This window comes from Zhengella mangrovi, assembly GCF_002727065.1.
Classification (GTDB): Bacteria; Pseudomonadota; Alphaproteobacteria; order Rhizobiales; family Rhizobiaceae; genus Zhengella; species Zhengella mangrovi.
The window spans coordinates 298,778-319,285 of record NZ_PDVP01000003.1 but is presented as its reverse complement, the minus strand read 5'-3'; the positions used below and the strand labels follow the sequence as shown (position 1 = coordinate 319,285).

At 66.0% G+C, this 20,508-nt stretch carries 19 protein-coding genes; 14 read left to right on the top strand and 5 right to left on the bottom strand.

Going from position 1 to position 20,508, the window contains the following annotated elements; all coding sequences use genetic code 11:
* Window positions 1-15 precede the first annotated feature (15 nt).
* The 7 genes from CSC94_RS08330 (at window position 16) to glpK (ending at window position 7,707) form a co-directional block, all read left to right on the top strand.
* Entirely contained in the window at window positions 16-1,104 is a 1,089-nt protein-coding gene (locus CSC94_RS08330) for an ABC transporter ATP-binding protein (protein ID WP_099305798.1), read from the top strand.
* Between the two features lie 12 nt (window positions 1,105-1,116).
* Entirely contained in the window at window positions 1,117-2,193 is a 1,077-nt protein-coding gene (locus CSC94_RS08325; RefSeq protein WP_099305796.1) for an ABC transporter ATP-binding protein, read from the top strand.
* Complete coding sequence (locus tag CSC94_RS08320; protein ID WP_099305794.1) at window positions 2,193-3,068, top strand: carbohydrate ABC transporter permease; 876 nt, start codon at window positions 2,193-2,195, stop codon at window positions 3,066-3,068. The genes CSC94_RS08325 and CSC94_RS08320 overlap by 1 nt, the downstream gene beginning before the upstream one ends.
* Window positions 3,069-3,079: 11 nt before the next feature.
* On the top strand, window positions 3,080-3,910 hold the full coding sequence (locus tag CSC94_RS08315) for a carbohydrate ABC transporter permease (protein ID WP_205853263.1): 831 nt from the start codon (window positions 3,080-3,082) through the stop codon (window positions 3,908-3,910).
* Window positions 3,911-3,931: 21 nt separating this feature from the next.
* Window positions 3,932-4,204 carry a DUF2160 domain-containing protein gene (locus CSC94_RS08310; protein ID WP_099305790.1) on the top strand — a complete coding sequence of 91 codons (273 nt, stop codon included), beginning with the start codon at window positions 3,932-3,934 and terminating at the stop codon, window positions 4,202-4,204.
* 83 nt (window positions 4,205-4,287) lie between these two features.
* Window positions 4,288-6,012, top strand: a complete 1,725-nt coding sequence (locus CSC94_RS08305; protein WP_205853249.1) for an ABC transporter substrate-binding protein — start codon at window positions 4,288-4,290, stop codon at window positions 6,010-6,012.
* Window positions 6,013-6,219: 207 nt separating this feature from the next.
* Entirely contained in the window at window positions 6,220-7,707 is a 1,488-nt protein-coding gene (gene glpK / locus CSC94_RS08300; RefSeq protein WP_099305788.1) for a glycerol kinase GlpK, read from the top strand.
* Window positions 7,708-7,735: 28 nt separating this feature from the next.
* Here the strand turns inward: glpK and CSC94_RS08295 are convergent, their stop codons facing one another.
* Window positions 7,736-8,662: a hydrogen peroxide-inducible genes activator gene (locus CSC94_RS08295; RefSeq protein WP_099305985.1), complete on the bottom strand. Its 927-nt coding sequence runs from the start codon at window positions 8,660-8,662 to the stop codon at window positions 7,736-7,738.
* A 110-nt stretch (window positions 8,663-8,772) separates the two neighbouring features.
* Here CSC94_RS08295 and CSC94_RS08290 point away from each other — a divergent pair, with 110 nt between their 5' ends.
* Window positions 8,773-8,955 carry a DUF465 domain-containing protein gene (locus CSC94_RS08290; RefSeq protein WP_165784366.1) on the top strand — a complete coding sequence of 61 codons (183 nt, stop codon included), beginning with the start codon at window positions 8,773-8,775 and terminating at the stop codon, window positions 8,953-8,955.
* A 194-nt stretch (window positions 8,956-9,149) separates the two neighbouring features.
* On the opposite strand, the gene bglA is transcribed toward CSC94_RS08290, so the two are convergent.
* The 4 genes from bglA to uxuA all read right to left on the bottom strand — a co-directional run bounded on the left by bglA (window position 9,150) and on the right by uxuA (window position 14,921).
* Complete coding sequence (bglA, locus tag CSC94_RS08285; protein WP_099305983.1) at window positions 9,150-10,832, bottom strand: beta-galactosidase BglA; 1,683 nt, start codon at window positions 10,830-10,832, stop codon at window positions 9,150-9,152.
* Window positions 10,833-11,140: 308 nt separating this feature from the next.
* Window positions 11,141-12,202 carry an Ldh family oxidoreductase gene (locus CSC94_RS08280; RefSeq protein WP_099305786.1) on the bottom strand — a complete coding sequence of 354 codons (1,062 nt, stop codon included), beginning with the start codon at window positions 12,200-12,202 and terminating at the stop codon, window positions 11,141-11,143.
* A gap of 26 nt (window positions 12,203-12,228) precedes the next feature.
* A complete protein-coding gene (locus CSC94_RS08275; RefSeq protein WP_099305784.1) occupies window positions 12,229-13,707 on the bottom strand; it encodes a mannitol dehydrogenase family protein in 1,479 nt (492 codons plus the stop codon).
* Entirely contained in the window at window positions 13,704-14,921 is a 1,218-nt protein-coding gene (uxuA, locus tag CSC94_RS08270) for a mannonate dehydratase (RefSeq protein WP_099305982.1), read from the bottom strand. Before uxuA ends, CSC94_RS08275 begins: the two co-directional genes overlap by 4 nt.
* A 130-nt stretch (window positions 14,922-15,051) precedes the next feature.
* Here uxuA and CSC94_RS08265 point away from each other — a divergent pair, with 130 nt between their 5' ends.
* The 6 genes from CSC94_RS08265 to CSC94_RS08240 all read left to right on the top strand — a co-directional run bounded on the left by CSC94_RS08265 (window position 15,052) and on the right by CSC94_RS08240 (window position 20,491).
* On the top strand, window positions 15,052-15,756 hold the full coding sequence (locus CSC94_RS08265; protein WP_099305782.1) for a GntR family transcriptional regulator: 705 nt from the start codon (window positions 15,052-15,054) through the stop codon (window positions 15,754-15,756).
* 49 nt (window positions 15,757-15,805) lie between these two features.
* Window positions 15,806-16,777 carry a TRAP transporter substrate-binding protein gene (locus CSC94_RS08260; RefSeq protein ID WP_099305780.1) on the top strand — a complete coding sequence of 324 codons (972 nt, stop codon included), beginning with the start codon at window positions 15,806-15,808 and terminating at the stop codon, window positions 16,775-16,777.
* A 74-nt stretch (window positions 16,778-16,851) separates the two neighbouring features.
* Entirely contained in the window at window positions 16,852-17,352 is a 501-nt protein-coding gene (locus CSC94_RS08255) for a TRAP transporter small permease (protein WP_099305778.1), read from the top strand.
* Entirely contained in the window at window positions 17,349-18,626 is a 1,278-nt protein-coding gene (locus tag CSC94_RS08250) for a TRAP transporter large permease (RefSeq protein ID WP_099305776.1), read from the top strand. The genes CSC94_RS08255 and CSC94_RS08250 overlap by 4 nt, the downstream gene beginning before the upstream one ends.
* 9 nt (window positions 18,627-18,635) lie before the next feature.
* Window positions 18,636-19,676, top strand: a complete 1,041-nt coding sequence (locus tag CSC94_RS08245) for an L-idonate 5-dehydrogenase (RefSeq protein ID WP_099305774.1) — start codon at window positions 18,636-18,638, stop codon at window positions 19,674-19,676.
* A gap of 101 nt (window positions 19,677-19,777) precedes the next feature.
* Window positions 19,778-20,491 (top strand): sirohydrochlorin chelatase, encoded by a 714-nt coding sequence (locus CSC94_RS08240; protein ID WP_165784365.1) that lies wholly within the window; start codon window positions 19,778-19,780, stop codon window positions 20,489-20,491.
* The last annotated feature ends 17 nt before the right edge of the window (window positions 20,492-20,508 follow it).

Genomic DNA, 20,508 nt, shown 5'->3' with positions numbered 1-20,508 from the left:
GAGGAGAATGCAGGAATGACACTCGTACTCGACAAGGTCTCGAAAGTGGTGGGGCGGCAGACGCACATCCACCCGACGAGCCTCGAGCTCCAGAACGGGACGATGAACGTCCTGCTCGGGCCGACGCTCTCGGGCAAGACCTCGCTGATGCGGCTGATGGCCGGACTCGACAAGCCTTCGGCCGGGCGGATCCTCTGGAACGGCGCGGACGTCACCGGGCAGCGGGTGCAGGACCGCGCCGTGGCCATGGTCTACCAGCAGTTCATCAACTACCCGTCGATGAGCGTCTATGACAATATCGCCAGCCCGCTGCGCCTGATGGGCAAGGGCGCGGCCGAGATCGATGCGGCCGTGAAGAAGACCGCCGACCTGATGAAGCTGACGCCGATGCTCGGCCGCAGGCCGCTGGAGCTTTCCGGTGGCCAGCAGCAGCGCTGCGCGCTGGCCCGCGCGCTGGTGAAGAATGCCGGCCTGGTGCTGCTCGACGAGCCGCTGGCCAATCTCGACTACAAGCTGCGCGAGGAGCTGCGCGTCGAGATCCCGAAGATCTTCGAAGAGGCAGGCTCCATCTTCGTCTACGCGACGACGGAGCCGGAAGAGGCGCTGCTGCTGGGCGGCAACACGGCCACGCTCTGGGAGGGGCGCGTGACCCAGTTCGACCGGACGCCGGACGTCTACCGCAAGCCGGTGGATGCGACGACGGCGCGGGTCTTCTCCGACCCGCCGATGAATTTCCTGCCGATTTCGAAGACGGGCAACCGTCTGCTCTTCGGCGACGGCCAGTCGGTGGCCGCGGCCGGGGCGCTGAACGAGCTTTCCGACGGCCGCTACCTGGCCGGGTTCCGGCCAAACCACGTGGAAGTGAAACAGCACACGCCGGAGGCCATGAAATTCGTGGCGACGCTGAATGTCACCGAGATCACGGGGTCGGAGACCTTCATCCATCTCGACCATCACGGCGAGACCTGGGTCGGTCTCATCCATGGCGTCCACGACCTTGCGCTCGGCGCGCCGCTGGAGGTCTGGCTCGACCCGTCGCATGTCTACATCTTCGCCGAGGACGGCAGCCTCGTCGTGCCCGCGGCCTATGCGATGGCGGCGTGAGGGGAGGGACCGATGGCACAGATCACGCTTGAGAACCTGGCGCATTCCTACCTGCCGAACCCGAGAGGCGAGGACGATTACGCGCTGAAGGAACTGAACCACGTCTGGACCGATGGCGAGGCCTACGCGCTGCTCGGATCGTCGGGGTGCGGCAAGACCACGCTGCTCAACATCATCTCCGGGCTGCTGACCCCCAGCCAGGGCCGCATCCTGTTCGATGGCAACGACGTCACCCATGCGCCGACGGCAGCGCGCAACATCGCCCAGGTGTTCCAGTTCCCCGTCGTCTACGACACGATGACGGTGCGCCAGAACCTGGCCTTCCCGCTGAAGAACCGGGGCGAGGACGCGGCGACGATCGCCCGGCGGGTGCAGGAAATCGCGCAGATGATCGGCATGGAGGGCGAGCTCGACCGCAAGGCGCAGGGCCTGACCGCCGATGCCAAGCAGAAGATCAGCCTCGGACGCGGCATGGTGCGCGAGGACGTCAACGCGCTGCTGTTCGACGAGCCGCTGACCGTGATCGACCCGCACATGAAGTGGGAGTTGCGCACGCAGCTCAAGAGCCTGCACCGGCAGTTCGGCCACACGATGATCTACGTGACGCACGACCAGACCGAGGCGCTGACCTTCGCCGACAAGGTGGTGGTCATGTACGACGGGCGGGTGGTGCAGATCGGCACGCCGGAAGAGCTGTTCGAGACACCCGAACACACGTTCGTCGGCTATTTCATCGGATCGCCGGGCATGAACATCATCCCTGCGCAGGTCGAGGGAACACAGGCCCATGTCAACGGATCGGCCATCGACCTGGGGCGCGGCTATGGCCCGCTCAACGGCAAGGTGGTGATTGGAGTGCGGCCGGAACACGCCCGCCTGTCAGCCAGCGAAGGCCTGCCGGTGCGCATCCGCAGGGTCGAGGACGTCGGCCGCCACAAGATCGTGCGTGCGGAGTTTTTCGGCAACGATATCAATATTATCGCCCGGGAGGATGAAGCGATAGGCGCGGACATGACGCGCGTCGTCTTCCAGCCCGGCAAGGTCAATGTCTATGCCGACGACTGGCGCGTGAAGGGGGAGGCTGCCTGATGGAAAAGACCGTCAACCAGAAAGCCTGGTTCCTCGTCCTGCCCGTGCTGGTGCTGGTCGCCTTTTCCGCGGTCATCCCGCTGATGACCGTGGTGAACTATTCAGTCCAGGACACGTTCGGCAACAACCAGTTCTTCTGGGCGGGCCTGGAGTGGTTCTCGGAGATGCTGCACTCGGAGCGCATGTGGAACGCGCTGACCCGGCAGCTGATGTTCTCGGCGATCATCCTGGCCATCGAGGTACCGCTCGGCATCTTCGTGGCGCTGAACATGCCCAAGCGCGGCTTCTGGGCGTCGGTCTGCCTGGTGCTGATGGCGCTGCCCCTGCTCATCCCCTGGAACGTCGTCGGGACGATCTGGCAGATCTTCGGACGCGTCGACATCGGCCTGCTCGGCTACACGCTGGAGCAACTGGGCATTCCCTACAACTACACGCAGGATATCTTCGCCGCCTGGGCAACGGTGGTGGTGATGGACGTCTGGCACTGGACGTCGCTGGTGGCCCTGCTGGCCTATGCCGGGCTGCAGTCGATCCCGGATGCCTATTACCAGGCCGCCAAGATCGACCAGGCCAGCCGCTGGAGCGTGTTCCGCTACATCGAGCTGCCGAAGATGCAGGGGGTCTTGATGATCGCCATCCTGCTGCGCTTCATGGACAGCTTCATGATCTACACCGAACCGTTCGTGGTGACCGGCGGCGGACCCGGCAATGCGACGACCTTCCTGTCGATCGACCTCGTCAAGATGGCGCTTGGCCAGTTCGACCTGGGACCCGCGGCCGCCTTCTCGATCATGTACTTCCTGGTGATCCTGCTGATCTGCTGGGTGTTCTACACGGTGATGACCAATCTGGACAAACGGGGGGTCGTGCAATGAGCGATGCCGTGATGACGCGCGCGCCGGCGCGCAGCCTGCCGCGCATCAAGGGTTCGGCGGTGGTGATGACGGCCTACATCGTCTTCCTGCTGCTGCCGATCTACTGGCTCCTGAACATGAGCCTGAAGACCAACCAGGAGATCCTGTCGACCTTTTCGCTGTGGCCGCAGGAATTCACGCTGGCCAACTACCTGACGATCCTGACGGATTCGTCGTGGTACATGGGCTATGTGAACTCGCTGATCTACGTGGTCATCAACACGGTCATCTCCATCACCGTGGCGCTGCCGGCGGCCTATGCCTTCTCGCGCTATTCCTTCATGGGCGACAAGCACCTGTTCTTCTGGCTGCTGACCAACCGCATGGCGCCGCCGGCGGTCTTCGCGCTGCCCTTCTTCCAGCTCTACTCGTCGGTCGGCCTGTTCGACACGCATATCGCGGTGGCGCTGGCGCACTGCCTGTTCAACGTGCCGCTGGCCGTGTGGATCCTGGAAGGCTTCATGCGCGGCGTGCCGAAGGAGATCGACGAGACGGCCTACATCGACGGTTACTCGTTCGGCCGCTTCTTCACCCGGATCTTCATGCCGCTGATCGCGTCGGGCATCGGCGTGACCGCCTTCTTCTGCTTCATGTTCTCGTGGGTGGAACTGCTGCTCAGCCGCACGCTGACCTCGGTCAACGCCAAGCCGATCGCGGCAACCATGACCCGCACCGTGTCGGCCTCGGGCATGGACTGGGGCGTGCTGGCGGCGGCCGGCATCCTCACCATCGTTCCCGGCGCGCTCGTCATCTATTTCGTCCGCAACTACATCGCCAAGGGCTTCGCCCTGGGGCGCGTGTAGGCGGAAAGGGAGGACCTCACAATGGCATGGATGGCCTGGACCGTTCCCACCGCGATCTTCTTCGCCGTCATCGCGGCGCTGCTCGTCACCTTCTCGATCCTGGCGATCCGCTACCCGGAAACGCCACGCACCGGCGTGCTGCGGATCGAGACGACGCGCGGCGACCGCCTCTTCATCACCCTTCTGGGCTCGGCCTTCATCAACCTGGCTTGGCTCGGTCTGCTCAGCCAGCCCCAATGGGGCGCGCTGATCGTCTGCCTGGTCTTCGCCGCAGCAGTTTTCCGCTGGGTCTGACCAGACTTCGACATGCCGCCCGGCGCGGGAAGAACGCCGGGCGGGCCACCTTCACAACGCTTCACAAACCTCGGGAGGATCACATGAAGCTGAACCTGAAAACCACAACGGCGCTGGCCCTGCTGGCCGCCCTGGCGTCCGGACCGGCCTTTGCCGGCATGGACGAAGCCAAGGCCTTCCTCGACAAGGAGGTCGGCGACCTGTCGACGCTGTCGCGCGCTGACCAGGAAAAGGAAATGCAGTGGTTCGTCGATGCCGCGCAGCCTTTCCAGGGCATGGAGATCAAGGTGGTTTCGGAAACCATCACGACGCACGAATATGAATCCAAGGTGCTTGCCCCGGCCTTTACCGCGATCACCGGCATCAAGGTCACGCATGACCTGATCGGCGAAGGCGACGTGGTGGAGAAGCTGCAGACGCAGATGCAGTCGGGCGAGAACATCTACGACGGCTACATCAACGACTCCGACCTAATCGGCACGCACTGGCGCTACCAGCAGGCCCGCAACCTGACCGACTGGATGGCCGGTGAGGGCAAGGACGTCACCAACCCTGGTCTCGACATCGCCGACTTCATCGGCACCAGCTTCACCACCGGACCGGACGGCAAGCTCTACCAGCTGCCCGACCAGCAGTTCGCCAACCTCTACTGGTTCCGCTACGACTGGTTCAACGACGAGAAGACCAAGGCCGATTTCAAGGCCAAGTACGGCTATGACCTCGGCGTGCCGGTGAACTGGTCCGCCTACGAGGACATCGCCGAGTTCTTCACGGGGCGCGACATGTCCTATGCCGGCGGTCCGTCGAAGGTCTACGGCAACATGGACTACGGCAAGAAGGACCCGTCGCTCGGATGGCGCTACACCGATGCCTGGATGTCGATGGCCGGCATGGGCGACAAGGGTGAGCCGAACGGCCTGCCGGTCGACGAGTGGGGCATCCGCGTCAACGAGAAGTCGCAGCCGGTCGGCTCGTGCGTGGCCCGTGGCGGCGCGACCAATTCGCCGGCGGCCGTCTACGCGGTCAAGAAGGCGATCGAGTGGCTGGACAAGTACTCGCCGCCCGCCGCTGCCGGCATGACCTTCTCCGAGGCCGGTCCGGTTCCTGCCCAGGGCGAGATCGCCCAGCAGATGTTCTGGTACACGGCGTTCACCGCCGACATGGTCAAGAAGGGCCTGCCGGTGATGAACGAAGACGGCACGCCGAAGTGGCGCATGGCTCCCAGCCCGCACGGCGTCTACTGGTCGGAAGGCACCAAGATCGGCTACCAGGATGCCGGTTCGTGGACGCTGATGAAGTCGACCCCGGTGGACCGCGCCAAGGCGGCCTGGCTTTACGCCCAGTTCGTGACCTCGAAGACGGTGGACGTGAAGAAGAGCCATGTCGGCCTGACCTTCATCCGCGAATCCACCATCCAGGACAAGTCGTTCACCGACCGGGCGCCGGAGCTTGGCGGCCTCGTTGAGTTCTACCGGTCGCCGGCCCGCGTGCAGTGGTCGCCGACGGGCACCAACGTGCCGGACTATCCGAAGCTGGCGCAGCTGTGGTGGCAGAACATCGGCGACGCCATGTCGGGTGCCAAGAGCCCGCAGGAAGCACTGGATTCGCTCTGCGAAGCCCAGGAAAAGGTGCTTTCCCGCCTCGAGCGCGCCGGCGTCCAGGGTGACCTCGGTCCGAAGCTGAACGAGGAGAAGGATCCGGAGTACTGGCTGAGCCAGCCGGGTGCGCCGAAGGCCAAGGTGGAGAACGAGAAGCCGCAGGGCGTCACGGTCTCCTACGACGAGCTGATCAAGTCCTGGCAGAAGTAAGACACTGCCGACCGGCCGGGGCGGTTTGCGCCCCGGCCATCACCTTGCCCATCATCACTGTCTTCGCCACACTCACGGTTCCGATTCCACCGGGGCAGGGCCGCTCCTCGTTGAATCGCCGCGATGCGCCACCGCATCGTTTCACATGCCATTCCGGGCGCGAAACCCGTGTCCGCATTCGCTGAATTGCTTCGGGGGCTTCGATCCATGACCCATATCCTCGCCATCGACCAGGGAACGACCTCGAGCCGGGCCATCCTCTTCGATGCCGGCCTGAAGCCGGTTGCCGTGGCCCAGGAGGAGTTTCCGCAGATCTTCCCGCGCTCCGGCTGGGTGGAGCATGACCCCGGCGACATCTGGACGACCACGGCGGCGACCTGCCGCGGCGCCATCGAGCGGGCCGGGATCACGGCGCAGGAAATCGCCGCCATCGGAATCACGAACCAGCGCGAGACGACGCTGGTGTGGGACCGGCACACCGGCGAGCCCATTCACAATGCGATCGTCTGGCAGGACCGGCGAACCGCCGAGACCTGCCAGGCCATGAAGGCGGCGGGCCACGAGGACACCGTGACACGGCTGACCGGCCTTCTTCTCGACCCCTATTTTTCCGCGACCAAGCTGAAGTGGCTGCTCGACACCGTCGACGGAGCGCGCGCGAAGGCAAAGGCCGGCGACCTGCTGTTCGGCACGGTCGATACCTGGCTGATCTGGAAGCTGACCGGTGGCGCGGTGCATGCCACCGATGCCACCAATGCGGCGCGGACTATGCTCTACGACATCGGCGAGGGCGCCTGGAGCCAGGCGCTCTGCGACCTGTTCGACGTGCCGATGGCCATGCTTCCGGAGGTGAAGGACTGCGCCGCCGATTTCGGCATGACGCGGGCCGACCTGTTCGGCCGCGAAATCCCCATTCTGGGCGTGGCCGGCGACCAGCAGGCGGCCACCATCGGGCAGGCCTGTTTCGCGCCGGGCATGATGAAGTCCACCTATGGCACGGGTTGTTTCGCGCTGCTCAACACCGGCGATGCGCCGGTGCGCTCCAACAACCGGCTGCTGACCACGATTGCCTACCAGCTCGACGGCAGGCCGACCTATGCGCTGGAAGGCTCGATCTTCATCGCCGGAGCGGTGGTGCAGTGGCTGCGCGACGGGTTGAAGATCATCCGCCATGCCGCCGAGACGCATCCGCTGGCCGAGAAGGCGGACGAGACGCAAAGCGTGGTCATGGTGCCGGCCTTCACGGGTCTTGGCGCCCCCTACTGGAACGCGGAATGCCGCGGCGCGGTCTTCGGCATCACGCGCAACACCGGGCCGGAAGAGTTTGCCCGCGCCGCGCTGGAAAGCGTCGGTTTCCAGACCCGGGACCTGCTGGAAGCGATGCGGGCGGACTGGGTCTCGGCGTCGGGAGAGGCTGTGCTGAGGGTCGATGGGGGAATGAGCGCCTCGGACTGGGCAATGCAGTTTCTCGCCGACATTCTCGGAGCCCCGGTCGACCGGCCGGCCGTGCTGGAAACGACGGCGCTTGGCGCGGCATGGCTCGCCGGCCAGAGGGCCGGCGTCTACCCGGCACAGGAGGAATTCTCCGCGACCTGGGCGTTGGAACGCCGCTTCGAACCGGTGATGGACGTCCAGGCCCGGGAGCAGAAATACGCGGCCTGGAAGCGGGCGGTGGCCGCGGCACAGACATTCTGAGATGACCTGCCCGCGGACATCGCGGCCGTCAGGGCTTGCCCCCGGGCAGTTCCAGCCCGGCCGCGACGTCGGCGGAAAGCGCTGCCAGGGTATCGAAATGGTGCTGGCGCAGGGTGCCGCGCCGCCAGAACAGGCCGACCGTGCGGGTCAGGCGCCGGCCGGCGAGGCGGCGCAGGACCACGTCGTCGTGCCTGGCGAACTCCGACGCGGCATAGAGCGCCGGGAAGAGGGTCACGCCCATGCCGATCGAGACCATCTGGCGCAGGGCATCCAGGCTCGTGCCCTCGTAATCCTCGCGCAGCGGCGTGCCTGCCTGGCCGGCGAGCGCGCGTACCGATTCGTTGAGGCGATGACCGCGCCCCAGCGTCATCATGCGTTCCGCCACCAGGGCGGCAACGGGAACGCTGGCTTCCTTCGCAAGCGGATGGCTCGCCGGAAGGCCGAGAAACAGGTCCTCGTCCATCAGGCGTGAAAAGGTGAAGCGGTCGCCGCGCCGTGGTTCCGGACCGATGGCGCAGTCGATTTCGCCATCGACGATCGCCTCCTCCAGCAGGTGCGGCCGTTCCTCGCGGATGAAAATCTCCAGCGCCGGATAGCGCGCATGCAGGACCGGCAGAAGGTGCGGCAGGAAATAGGGCCCGAACGTGGGCGCAGCGCCGAGTCGCAGGCGCCCGCCAAGGGCCGCTTCCCCGCCGGAGGCGATGGCCGCCATTTCGTCCAGGGCGGCCAGGGCCTGGCGGGCCAATGCAACCGCCTTTTCACCGGCGGGCGTCAATGCCACGGCGCCGGGTGTGCGTTCGATCAGGCGCGTGCCAAGGCGATCCTCCATCTGCTGGAGCTGGACGGACAAGGTGGGCTGGGACACGGAACAGCGTCGCGCGGCGCGGCCGAAATGGCGCAGCTCCGCCAAGGCGACGAGATATTCAAGCTGGCGGGATGAGGGGCGAAAGCGCATGGCCATCCGATAACAAGAAGCTATCGGTAGGATATAGACAATGAATTGGTTCTATCAAGCAAGCATTCCCACCTTCGTCCTGCTGCAAACTGGAAACGGAGGTCCTGTCCATGCTGAATCACCTGAGTGCCCTGTGGTCCCGCCACTCGATCCTGGAAGCCAAGATCCAGCACGAGGAAAAGCGCCCGCTGCCAGACAGCCTGCGCATCCAGGCCCTGAAGAAACTGAGGCTGAAGGTGCGGGAACGCATTGCGGCCGTCGAGGCGCGCCTCAGCGGCAGTGCAACCGCCTGACCGACAGGGAGTGCAAGATCATGGCTTTGCTCGAACTCATCGTCGTCGGCATCGGGTCCTGTTTCGTGGCAGTGCTTCTCTACGGCGCCTACAAGTTCAACTTCGATGATCCGGGCGGCGATCGCTGACGTCCGCCCATGGTCCGGGGCGGTGCCCGCTCCGCCCGCCCCGGATGTCGCCTGCTCCGGGACCGGTCAGGCGTCCAGCCTGCCGACCCAGCCGTCAAGCCCGTCAATCGTCAGCGTGTTTGCGTGCAGCGTGCCGCCAAAGCCGTGCCCGTCCAGGCTCCGGGCCGTCATGCTTCCCGGAAGGTCGACGGCCGTGCGTGCGGTGGCGAAATTGAAGACGCAGAGCAGGCTTTCGGCGTCGAGATCGCGCCGGAAGGCGAGCAGTTCCGGCCCGAGATCCAGGACCGTGAAGCCGCCTTTCGCCAGGGCCGGGTGATCGCGCCTGAAGGCGAGCAGGTGACGATAGAATTCCAGCAGGCTGTCCGGCCTTCCGGCCTGTTCGGAGACGGCGAGCGGAAGATGGTCCGCAGGGACCGGCAACCATGGCCGCGCGGCTGTGGAAAAACCGCCGTTCGCCCCTTGGGCGGTCCATACCATCGGCGTGCGGCAACCGTCGCGGCCCTTGAACTTGGGCCAGAAGCGGATGCCGTAGGGATCCTGCAGGTCCTCGAACGACAGGTCCGCCTCGGGCAGTCCCAGTTCCTCTCCCTGGTAAAGGCAGGCTGAGCCGCGCAGCGTGAGCAGCACGCCGGCGAGCAGTTTCTGCCGCGCCAGGCGCATCGGTTCCGGCAGGTCCGAGGTCCAGCGGCTGGCATGGCGTTCCACGTCGTGGTTGGAGAAGGCCCAGCAGGGCCAGCCATCCGGGGCCGCGTCGAAGAAATCCGTCACCACCGCGCCGATATGGGCCGGCGAGGGCAGGGTGCTCGACAGGAATTCGAAGGAATAGCACATGTGCACCCGGCGCTCGCCCGCAGTGTAGGCGGCCATGAGTTCCTGGCCGCGCTGGGCGTCGCCCACTTCGCCGACGGCAGTGGCGGCCGGATATTCATCGAGCAGGGCACGGAAGCGCTCCAGGAACGCGATGTTTTCCGGCTGGCTCTTGTCGTGGACGTGGTTCTGGAAATTGTACGGATTGACCGAGGGGGCCGTGGAATCGTCGCGTTCCTCGGGCGGGAGCGCCGGGTTGTCCTCAAGCCCCTGCGAATGGAAATAGAAATTGATGGTGTCGAGGCGGAAACCGTCGACGCCGAGATCGAGCCAGAACCGGACCGTGTCCAGCAGCGCGTCCTGGACGTCGCGATTGTGGAAGTTGAGGTCGGGCTGGCTGTCGAGGAAATTGTGCAGGTAATACTGGCACCTGGTCGTATCCCATTGCCAGGCGCTGCCGCCGAAAATGGCGAGCCAGTTGTTGGGCGGCGTGCCGTCCGGCTTGGGGTCGGCCCAGACATACCAGTCGGACCTGGCATTGTGGCGGCTGGAACGGCTTTCGATGAACCAGGGATGACGGTCGGAGGTGTGCGACAGGACCTGGTCGATCATGACCTTCAGGCCGAGTGCATGGGCGTCCTCCACCAGCGCCTGGAAATCCTCGATGCTGCCGAACATCGGATCGACGGCGGTGTAATCGGAGACGTCGTAGCCGAAATCCTTCATCGGCGAGGCGAAGAAGGGGGAAATCCAGATGGCGTCGGCGCCGAGTTCGGCAATGTGGCCCAGACGCTGGCGAATGCCGGTCAGGTCGCCGATTCCGTCGCCATTGCTGTCCTGGTAAGAGCGCGGGTAGATCTGGTAGATCACCGCACCGCGCCACCAGTCCTTGTCCGGAACGGCATCCCGCGCGGGCGCGCCCTTGCGGATGGCGGGGTTCATGGTGTCTGCGAAACCGAACGATTGGGACATCAGCGTCTCACTCCACCGGCTCCGGGCCGGTCACGATCCTGAACTGGAACACGAGGGCGGGAACGACCAGCAGGAACGTGGCCGTTGCGGCCGCCGAACGAGTCGCCGGCCGCCTTCCCATCAGGTTTCGACCCTAGAGCAAATCCTGCGGACCTGGGAACCGGTTTCGCTTCGGGACTTGCACAAGATCACGAAGACAGGGCGCTGGCGCAATGCAACGTCGCGCGGACATGCTTCGGTCGGCGCGACGGGATGCATGTATCGCCGTTTGCGGCGAATCAGGCTGCCAGTGGCGCCGGCAGGGGAATGGCGAGGTCGGCGGCGCTGGCCGATACGCGGGTCCAGACCTCATCCGGCACGCGCACGCCGCTGCGGGCGGTGGCCGCCAGGCTTGCGGCCGCACGGTCGCCCGGAATGCGAACGCCGGAAAACCCTTGCGCCGGACGGCTGGCGCGGCAGGCGTCGTTGAGCGTCTCGACCTGGGAAACGAAGGCGTCTGCGCCCGCGAAGGCCGCCGGGTCGATGACCTGCAGGAAGACGTTGGCGCCCCATTGCGTCGGGTGTTCGGCGCGGCCATGCCCGGCCAGCGCCTGGGTGAACATCTCGACCATCAGCGCCATGGCGAAGCCCTTGTGGCCGTGGTCCATGCCGCCCACGGGCAGGATGGTGCCTTTCGGGACCTTGTTGACGACCGCCGGATCGGTGGTCGCGTGCCCCTGGCCGTCGAGCATCCAGGGATGCTCGAACCGGGTGCCGGAATTGATGTGTTCGCGCACCTTGGACACGGTGGTGATGGAGGCGCAGGTGTCGATCAGCACCGGATGATCGCCGCCGGGATAGCCGATGGCCCAGGGGTTGGGCGTCAGTACGGGATCGGTCCCGCCATAGGGCGCGACCCAGCGGCCGGAGGGATCTGACGTCATGATCATGCAGACCAGGCCCTCGTCGGCGGCCATGCGGGTCAGCGTCGACAGGCAGCCGATGTGATGGCTGCGGCGAATGGCGATGGAGGCCATGCCATGGTCGCGGGCACGCGGCATGGCGGCTTCGATCGCCTGGTTCATCAGCCAGTGACCCGGCAGGTAGGCTCCGTCCCAGACCATGGTGACGCCGGTGTCGCGGACGATTTCATGGGTGCCGTCGGTGCGCATGGCGCCGCTTTTCAGTTCCGGCAGGTAGTATGGCACCATGGAAATGCCATGGGTGGTGACGCCGATCTCGTCGGTTCGCACCAGCAATTCGGCCACGATACCGGCCTTTTCGGCGGCCATGCCGCCTGCCGACAGCAGGTTACGGGCGAGGCTAAGAAGGTCGGCGCGGTTGAAACGGCGATCGGTCATGGATCCGGTTCCTTGCGAACAGCTGGTCAGGAAAGCGTGCCGGCCTCTCGGTCGATGGCGGCCGCCATGCCGACGCGCAGCATGGTTGCCAGCGCATCGGTCACCGCGGCCCGCCAGGACGGGTCGGTGGAGAGGGGCTGCGGGAACAGGCCGGGAAGCGCGTGCAGCGCCGCGCTGATCCCCTCCGCCGTGGCCTTGCCGTCGACAGCGGATGCTATCCCGGCCTCGCGGGGATCGCGCAGGGCATAGGACGTGCCGTCTTCTCCGCGTCCCAAGCAATAGCGCATCCACGCGGCCACGGCGAAGGCGAAGGGGCGAAGATTGCCGCCGGTCGCCAGCGTTTCGGCGGCCGGGCCGAGAATGCGCTGCGGCAGCTTCTCCGTGCCGTCCATGGCGATCTGGAACGTCTGGTGAGCAATCGCCGGATTTCCGAAGCGGGCGAGCAGGTCGGCGCGATAGGTCTCGAGGTCGATGCCTTGCAGCGGCGGCAGCGTGGCAGCCGCCGCGCGCATGTGGCGTTCGATGAGCTTGACAAGAGCCGCGTTGCCCATGACGTCGCGGACATGGACGTGGCCCGACAGGAAGCCGGCATAGGCGAGCATGGAATGAGCGCCGTTCAGCATGCGCAGTTTCATCTGCTCGTAGGGCTTCACGTCGGCAACGAAGAGTGCGCCGCCGGCTTCCCAGTCGGGACGGCCTGCGGGAAAACGGTCCTCGATCACCCACTGGGTGAAAGCTTCCGTCTCGATGGCGCCGTGATCGTCGCAGCCGGTCTGTCGGCCGGCCTCGGCGCGGGTTTCGTCTGTCGCGGCCGGGGTGATGCGGTCGACCATGGACGAGGGAAAGGCGACGTTGCCGGCGATCCATTCGGCAAGGTCCGGGTCGATCCGCCGCGCAAAGCCGACCACACCGGCTGCGAGCAGGGCGCCGTTGTCGGGCAGGTTGTCACAGCATAGCACGGTGAACGGCGGGGTGCCGGCGATGCGACGCAGCCGCAGGCCTTCGACGATCAGGCCCAGCACGCCCTGCGGTGCGTGCGGATGCAGCAGGTCCGCCGCGACGGCCGGATGCCCGGCGTCGGCATCCATGGCGGTCCGGTCGATGCCATAGGCCTTCTCGGTGACGGTGAGCGAGACGATGCGGGTTCGCGGATCGGTCATGGCGGCGAGCAGCGCGGTGCGGTCGCGCGAGGCGGCCACCACGCGGTCGATGCTGGCGAGGACGCGTGCGCGGGTGCCCTCGGCGCCGCGCTCGATCAGCGTGTAGAGGCCGTTCTGCGGGTTCAGGGCATCGGCGACCCCGGTGCCGCGAAGGCTGACCCCGACGATGCGCCAGTCGCCGCCGGAGCGTGCCAGCGCGTCGTCGGTGCAGACGGCCTGGTGGGCGCGGTGAAAGGCGCCGGCACCGAGATGCACGATGCCGCAACCGTGGGCCGCCGGGTCGTAGCCCGGCAGGGCGGCCGGACCGGTGACGTCGGCCAGCGTCGTCAGGCGCCTGGCGCTCATGCCGGCCGCCCGAGCGCGGGATGGGAGAGGGCGGCCATGATGCCGCGCAGTTCCGCCAGCCCCTTCAGGCGCCCGATGGCCGGGTAGCCCGGCTGGGCCTTGCGCTTCAGGTCGTCGAGGATGTCCTGGCCGTGGTCCGGGCGCATGGGAATGGACCAGTCGGCACGGCCTTGCGCCTTGCGGCGTTGTTCCTCGGCGAGCGCGGCGGCCAGCACGGCCACCATGTCGGTGTCGCCGCCAAGGTGTTCGGCCTCGTAGAACGACCCGCGCAGCGCCGCGGTATCGCGCTTGACGTTGCGCAGATGCAGGAAATGGACCCGGTGGCCAAGCCGCTGCATCATGCCGGGCAGATCGTTGTCGGGACGGGCGCCGAGCGAGCCGGTGCAAAGCGTGATGCCGTTGGCCGGCGTATCCACAGCGTCCATGATCGCGGCGTAGTCGGCCTCGGTGGACATGACCCGGGGCAGGCCGAGCAGGTCGAAGGGCGGATCGTCCGGGTGGCAGCACAGCCGCAGCCCCAGGTCTTCGGCCACCGGTGCGACCTCGGAGAGGAAATCGATGAAATGGCTGCGCAGGCGGTCCGGCGATATGTCGGCATATTCGCCGATATGGCGGCGGACGTCGTCGAGCGTGAAGTGCTCGGCCGCGCCGGGCAGGCCGAAGACGACGTTGCGGGCGAGGGCCTGGCGATCGTCCTCGTTCATGGCCGCATGGCGGCGGGCGGCCTCTTCCACGACGTCTTCCGGAAAGTCGAACGTTGCGTTTTCGCGCCTGAGGACATGAATGTCGAAGGCGGCGAAATCGATGTAGTCGAAGCGCATGCAGGTGGCGCCCGAGGGCAGGCGCCAGTTGAGGTCCGTGCGTGTCCAGTCGAGCACCGGCATGAAATTGTAGCAGATCGTCTCGACACCGGCAGCGGCGAGATTGTGCAGGCTTTCCTTGTAGTTCGCGATGTGCTCGCGCCAGTCGCCCTGCTGCTTCTTGATGTCCTCGGACACCGGCAGGCTTTCGGCGACCTCCCAGGTCAGGCCGGAACCTGCACCGTCGGACATCCGGGCGATCTCCTCCTGCCGGCGGGCGATCTCTTCCGGTGACCAGACCGCGCCGGTGGGGACGTGATGAAGCGCCGTGACGACCCCTTCGACCCCGGCCTGCATCATGTCGTCCACCGACACGAGATCCCTGGGTCCAAACCAACGCCACGTCTGCTTCATCACGCTCTCCTCGCTTGCACCAGTCGATGCGGTCCGCCGCATGCCCGGTCCGTTCTGCATACCAGTCTCCGTTCGTGTTGACTAGTATGGAAGTATGGTGTAGCCGGTATTGCAGGAGGAATTCAGCGCAATGACCATCCAGCAACCGCTGCACAGACAGTTGGACACGGGCGCGGCCGTCGGCCCGCAGGTCTACCGCCTGTTGCGCGAGCGGATCATCCGCTCCGAGCTGGAGCCGGGCACGCGCATTTCAGAGACCGAAATCGCCGGCGACTATGCCGTCAGCCGCCAGCCCGTGCGGGAAGCCTTCATCAAGCTCGCCGAAGAGGGCCTGCTGGAAATCCGGCCGCAGCGGGGCACGTTCGTCCGCAAGATCGCGGTTCCCTCGGTGATGGATGCGCGCTTCGTGCGCGAGGCCATCGAGGCCGACATCGTGCGCCAGCTGGCGCAGGCCCCGGTTTCGGGCCTGGAAGAGGAATTGCGCGGGTTGCTGGCGGCGCAGGCAAAGGCCGCGGGCGCCGGCGACTGGCTGCGCTTCATCGAACTGGACGAACGGTTCCACCGCGCGCTCGCCGATGGCGCAGGCAAGGCCTATGCCTGGAACGTGGTGGAGGGTGTCAAGGCGCAGATGGACCGCGTGCGCCATCTCTCCGCCCAGCGCTTTCCCATGGACAAGCTCGTCGAGCAGCACACCGCCATCGTTGACGGCATTTCCGGTCAGAACCCGGATGCCGCGGAACGGGCCATGCGCGCCCACCTGCGCGAAATCCTGAACGATCTGCCGGCCATCGCCGGCAGCCGGCCCGAGTACTTCGAAGAAGCGGTTCAATCCTGAACCGCCATCTGAACCCCTGCAACCCATCCTGTCAGCAAAGGAGGAGACCATGCTGAAAACCCTCGGAAAAACCGTCCTCGCGGCCATTGCCGCGGGCATGCTGGCCGGCACGGCCATGGCGGCCGACATGACGCTCAAGCTCGGCCACCTGGCCAATGAGCAGAACCCCTGGCACCTTGCCTCGCTCAAGTTCGGCGAGGAACTGAAGCGCCTGACCGATGGGCGCATCGAGGTCGAGGTCTATCCCAACGAGTCGCTCGGCAAGGAAATCGATCTCATCAACGGCATGCAGCTTGGCACCGTCGACATGACGATCACCGGCGAGAGCCTGCAGAACTGGGCGCCGATGGCGGCGCTTCTGGCTGTCCCGTATGCCTACAAGTCCATCGAGCACATGGACGAGGTGGCTTCCGGCGAGATCGGCGACAAGATCAAGCAGCAGATCATCGAGAAGGTGCAGATCCGCCCGATCGCCTATTTCGCCCGTGGCCCGCGCGACCTGACCTCCAACCGCCCGATCAAGTCGCCCGACGACCTGAACGGCCTGAAGATGCGCGTGCCGAACGTGCCGCTGTTCGTCGACGTCTGGAAGGCACTGGGCGCCAACCCCGGCCCGATGGCTTTCTCGGAGGTCTTCACCTCGCTGCAGAACGGCACGATCGAATCGCAGGAGAACCCGCTGGCGCTGATCCGCTCGGCCAACTTCTACGAGGTGCAGAAATACGTGAACATGACCGAGCACGTGCGTTCCTGGATCTACCTGACGATTGCCGAAAGCACCTGGAACAAGCTGTCCAAGGAAGACCAGGACGCGGTGATGGAGGCGGCGAAGATCGCCCAGGCCTACGAGCGTGACCTGTTCAACAAGTCACTGGCCGAAGACCGCGCCTTCCTCGAGGGCAAGGGCATGACCTTCGTCGAGGTGGACGGCGCGGCCTTCCAGGCGAAAGCCAAGGAAGCGGTGCTGAAGAACGTCAACGACGAGATCAAGCCGATCGTGGAAGGCCTGTTCTCGAACTGACAGCCTGCCGGGGCGGCGCCGTGCTCGATGTCCGGCGCCGCCCTTTTTCCGTTCCTGCCTGACCGGGGTCTGCCATGCAGCGCATCGTCTCGCTTCTTGTCTGGTTCAGCCGTCTTGCCACGGGCATTGCCTTTGCCGTGCTGATGGTCGCGGTCCTGATCCAGATTGCCGGCCGGCTGATCGGCGATTCGCCGGTCTGGACGGAGGAACTGACGCGTTTCGCGCTGCTCTACCTCGCTGCCTTCGGGGTCGGGCTTTCGTTCCGCAACGGCGATCTCGTCAATGTCGACCTCGTCTGTGAATCGCTGCCCGGCGCCTGGCCGAAACGGCTGCGGTTCGTTGCTGCCGCCGCGACCGCCGCGCTCAGCCTGGCGCTGATCGGACCGGCGCTGAAATACACGTCCATCGGGGTGATGCAGACCTCGCCGGCGCTTGGCTGGCGGATGGATTTCCTGCACGTCACGATGCTCGTCCTGCTCGTCTCGCTCGCCGTCTTCTCGCTGGCGCGGGCCATCGAAATGCTGCTTGGCCGCTCGGACGGGCGTCCGGCCCACATGACCGGTGACCAAGCATGAGCCTCGCCATCCTCATCGGCGTCTTCATCGCCGGCCTGCTGATCGGCATTCCGGTCGCCGTGACCCTGGGTCTCGCTTCGGCGGCCTACCTGCTGACCGCCGGCATTCCGCTCGTCGTCATGCCGCAGAAAATGTACGCGGGCATGGACGTTTTCGTGCTGCTGTGCATTCCCGGCTTCATCCTGGCCGGCAACCTGATGAATTCCGGCGGCATCACGGAGCGGATCATCCGTTTCGCCAATGCACTGGTCGGCTGGGCGCGCGGTGGCCTCGGCCTGACCAACGTTGCCGGCTCGATGCTGTTCGGCGGCATTTCCGGCACGGCGGTGGCCGATGCCGCATCGATCGGCGGCATGATGATCCCGGGCATGAAGAAGGCGGGTTATCCTGCTGATTTCTCGGCCGCTGTGACGGCTGCCTCGTCCACTGTCGGGCCGATCATTCCGCCGTCGGTGCCGATGATCATCGTCGGCGCGCTGTCGGGGATATCGGTGGGCAAGATGTTCCTGGCGGGCGCCGTTCCCGGCGTGTTGATGGGGTTGGCGATGATGGTGACGACCTATATCATCGCCGTGCGCAAGGGCTTCCCGCGCCAGCCCTGGCAGGGTGTTGGCGAACTCGGCCGCTCCTTCATGGGCGCCTTCTGGGCGATCTTCATGACGGCGCTGATCATCGGCGGCCTGATGAGCGGTCTTGCGACGCCGACCGAAACGGCGGTGGTGGCCAGCGTCTATGCCTTCGTGGTCGGATGCTTCGTCTATCGCGAGCTGCCGCTGAAAATGGTTCCGAAGATCATCATCGACAGCGCGGTCTCATCTGCGGCCATCCTCGCGCTGGTCGGATTTGCCAATGTCTTCGGCTGGATCCTGGTGTCCGAACGCATTCCCCAGGCCGTGGCATCGGGAGTCCTGGCGGTAACGGACAACAAGTATGTCGTGATCCTGCTGATCAACCTGCTGCTGCTGTTCGTCGGCATGTTCATGGAAACCATCGCGGCGCTCATCATCCTGTTCGTGCCGCTGCTGACGCTGGCGCAGGGCGTGGGCATCGACCCGCTGCACTTCGCCACTTTCGCGGTGCTGAACCTGATGATCGGCCTGACCACGCCGCCGGTCGGCGTGTGCCTGTTCATCTGCGCCAACATCGCGCGGCTGCCGCTCACGCCGGTGGTCAAGGCCATTGCGCCATTCCTTCTGACGAATATCCTCGTGCTGTTGCTGGTCTCCTACGTGCCGGCCATCGCCACCTGGCTTCCCTCCGTCCTTCTGGATTAGGATCTGAAAATGGAAACTCGCGTCTGCCGCCTCTACGACAAGCATGACATCCGGATCGAGACGGACACCGTCGGCGCACCCGGACCGGGCCAGGTGCTGGTCGCCATCGGTGCCGGGGGCATCTGCGGCTCGGACCTGCACTATTACCACGACGGGGGCTTCGGCCCGATCCGGGTGAAAGAGCCGATCATCCTTGGCCACGAGGTCGCCGGCACCATCGTCGATGTCGGATCCGGTGTGACCAACGTGAAGGCTGGAGACCGCGTCGCGCTCAATCCCAGCCGCCCCTGCGGCCATTGCAAGTATTGCGAGATCAGCCAGTTCAACCATTGCCTGAACATGCGCTTCTACGGGTCGGCGATGCGTTTCCCGCATGAGCAGGGCGGGTTCCGCGATCGCATCATCGCCGAAGCCGTCCAGTGCGAGGCGGTCGGCGAAGGCAGGACGATTGCCGAGGCCGCCTGTTCGGAGCCGCTTGCCGTCTGCGTTCATGCCGCCAACCAGGCCGGCGACCTGCAGGGCGCCCGCGTGCTGGTGACCGGCGCGGGCCCGATCGGTTCGCTGTGCGCGGCGGTGGCGCGCCAGCGCGGCGCGGTGGAAGTCGTGGTGACCGACCTGCAGGATGCCACGCTGGACGTGGCGCGCCAGATGGGCGCGACGCGGACGGTCAACGTGGGAAGCGATGCCGCCACGATGGAGGCCTTCACCGCCGACAAGGGCCATTTCGACGTGGCCTTCGAATGTTCGGCCGCACCGGCTGCGCTGCGGACGGCCATCACCACGGTGCGACCCAAGGGCACGATCGTCCAGGTGGGCGTGACGGGCGATGTCGTCATCCCGCTCAACCTCATCGTCTCGAAGGAAATCTCGCTCAAGGGCACGCACCGGTTCCACCCCGAATTCGCCGAAGCGGTGCGGCTGATCGACAGCGGCGCCATCAACGTCAAACCGATCATTACCGGCAGCTACCCGCTGGACCGTGCGCTGGAAGCCTTCGAGGCGGCCGGAGACCGGACCCGCTCGGTCAAGGTGCACCTGACCTTCGCGTGATGGCGCAACGCCGAGAGGCGGAACCGGGGCTTGCGGCGCGGCGCCGGGCCTGATCCATTGCGCCGATGAGCGATCCTTGCGATTTCTGCGGGCATAGACCCGTGCCCGTGAATGCCCCGCTGCTTCTGCTTGCCGCCCATGGCGAGCGGGGCGGGCAGGGCGACAACGCGCGGCTGCGGGAGATCTGCCGGCTGGTCGCCGCGGCCGCCGGCTCGACCGGGGCCGTGCGATGCGGCGTCCTTTCCGGCCTGCCATCGCTGGAACAGGCTGTCCGCGGCGAGGCGGACCGGCAGGTGGTTGTCTACCCGGTGTTCATGAGCGAGGGCTATTTCGTTCGAGAAGCGCTGCCGGCCCGGCTTCAGGCCGCCGGCGTCAAAGCGGCCTTTCTTCCGGCACTCGGTACCGACCCGGCCTTTGCCGCCGCCTGCGCCGACCATCTCCGCGTCCTCGACGACGGGCGGCCCGACCGGGTCCTGGTGGCCGCGCACGGCTCGACCAAGGACGACCGGTCGCGACGGGCAACGGAGGCTTTTGCAGCCGATCTCGCCGGCCATCTCGGGGTGCCGGTCTCCTGCGCCTACCTGGAAGAGGCACCGTTCGTTGCCGAGGCCCTCACGCAACTCGAGCCAAGCGATGCACTGGTCAGCCTGTTTGCCGGCCATGGCCTGCATGGTGCCGACGACATGAGCCGGATCGTTGCGGCGCGCGGCTTCCCGCCCGGTCGCGTCATCACGCCGGCCGCGGATATGGCGATGATCGCGCGGCTTGCCGCATCCGCCTTCGCCGGCTGGCTTGCCCGCAACGAGGCGCCTTAACCATTCGCCGTGTCGGA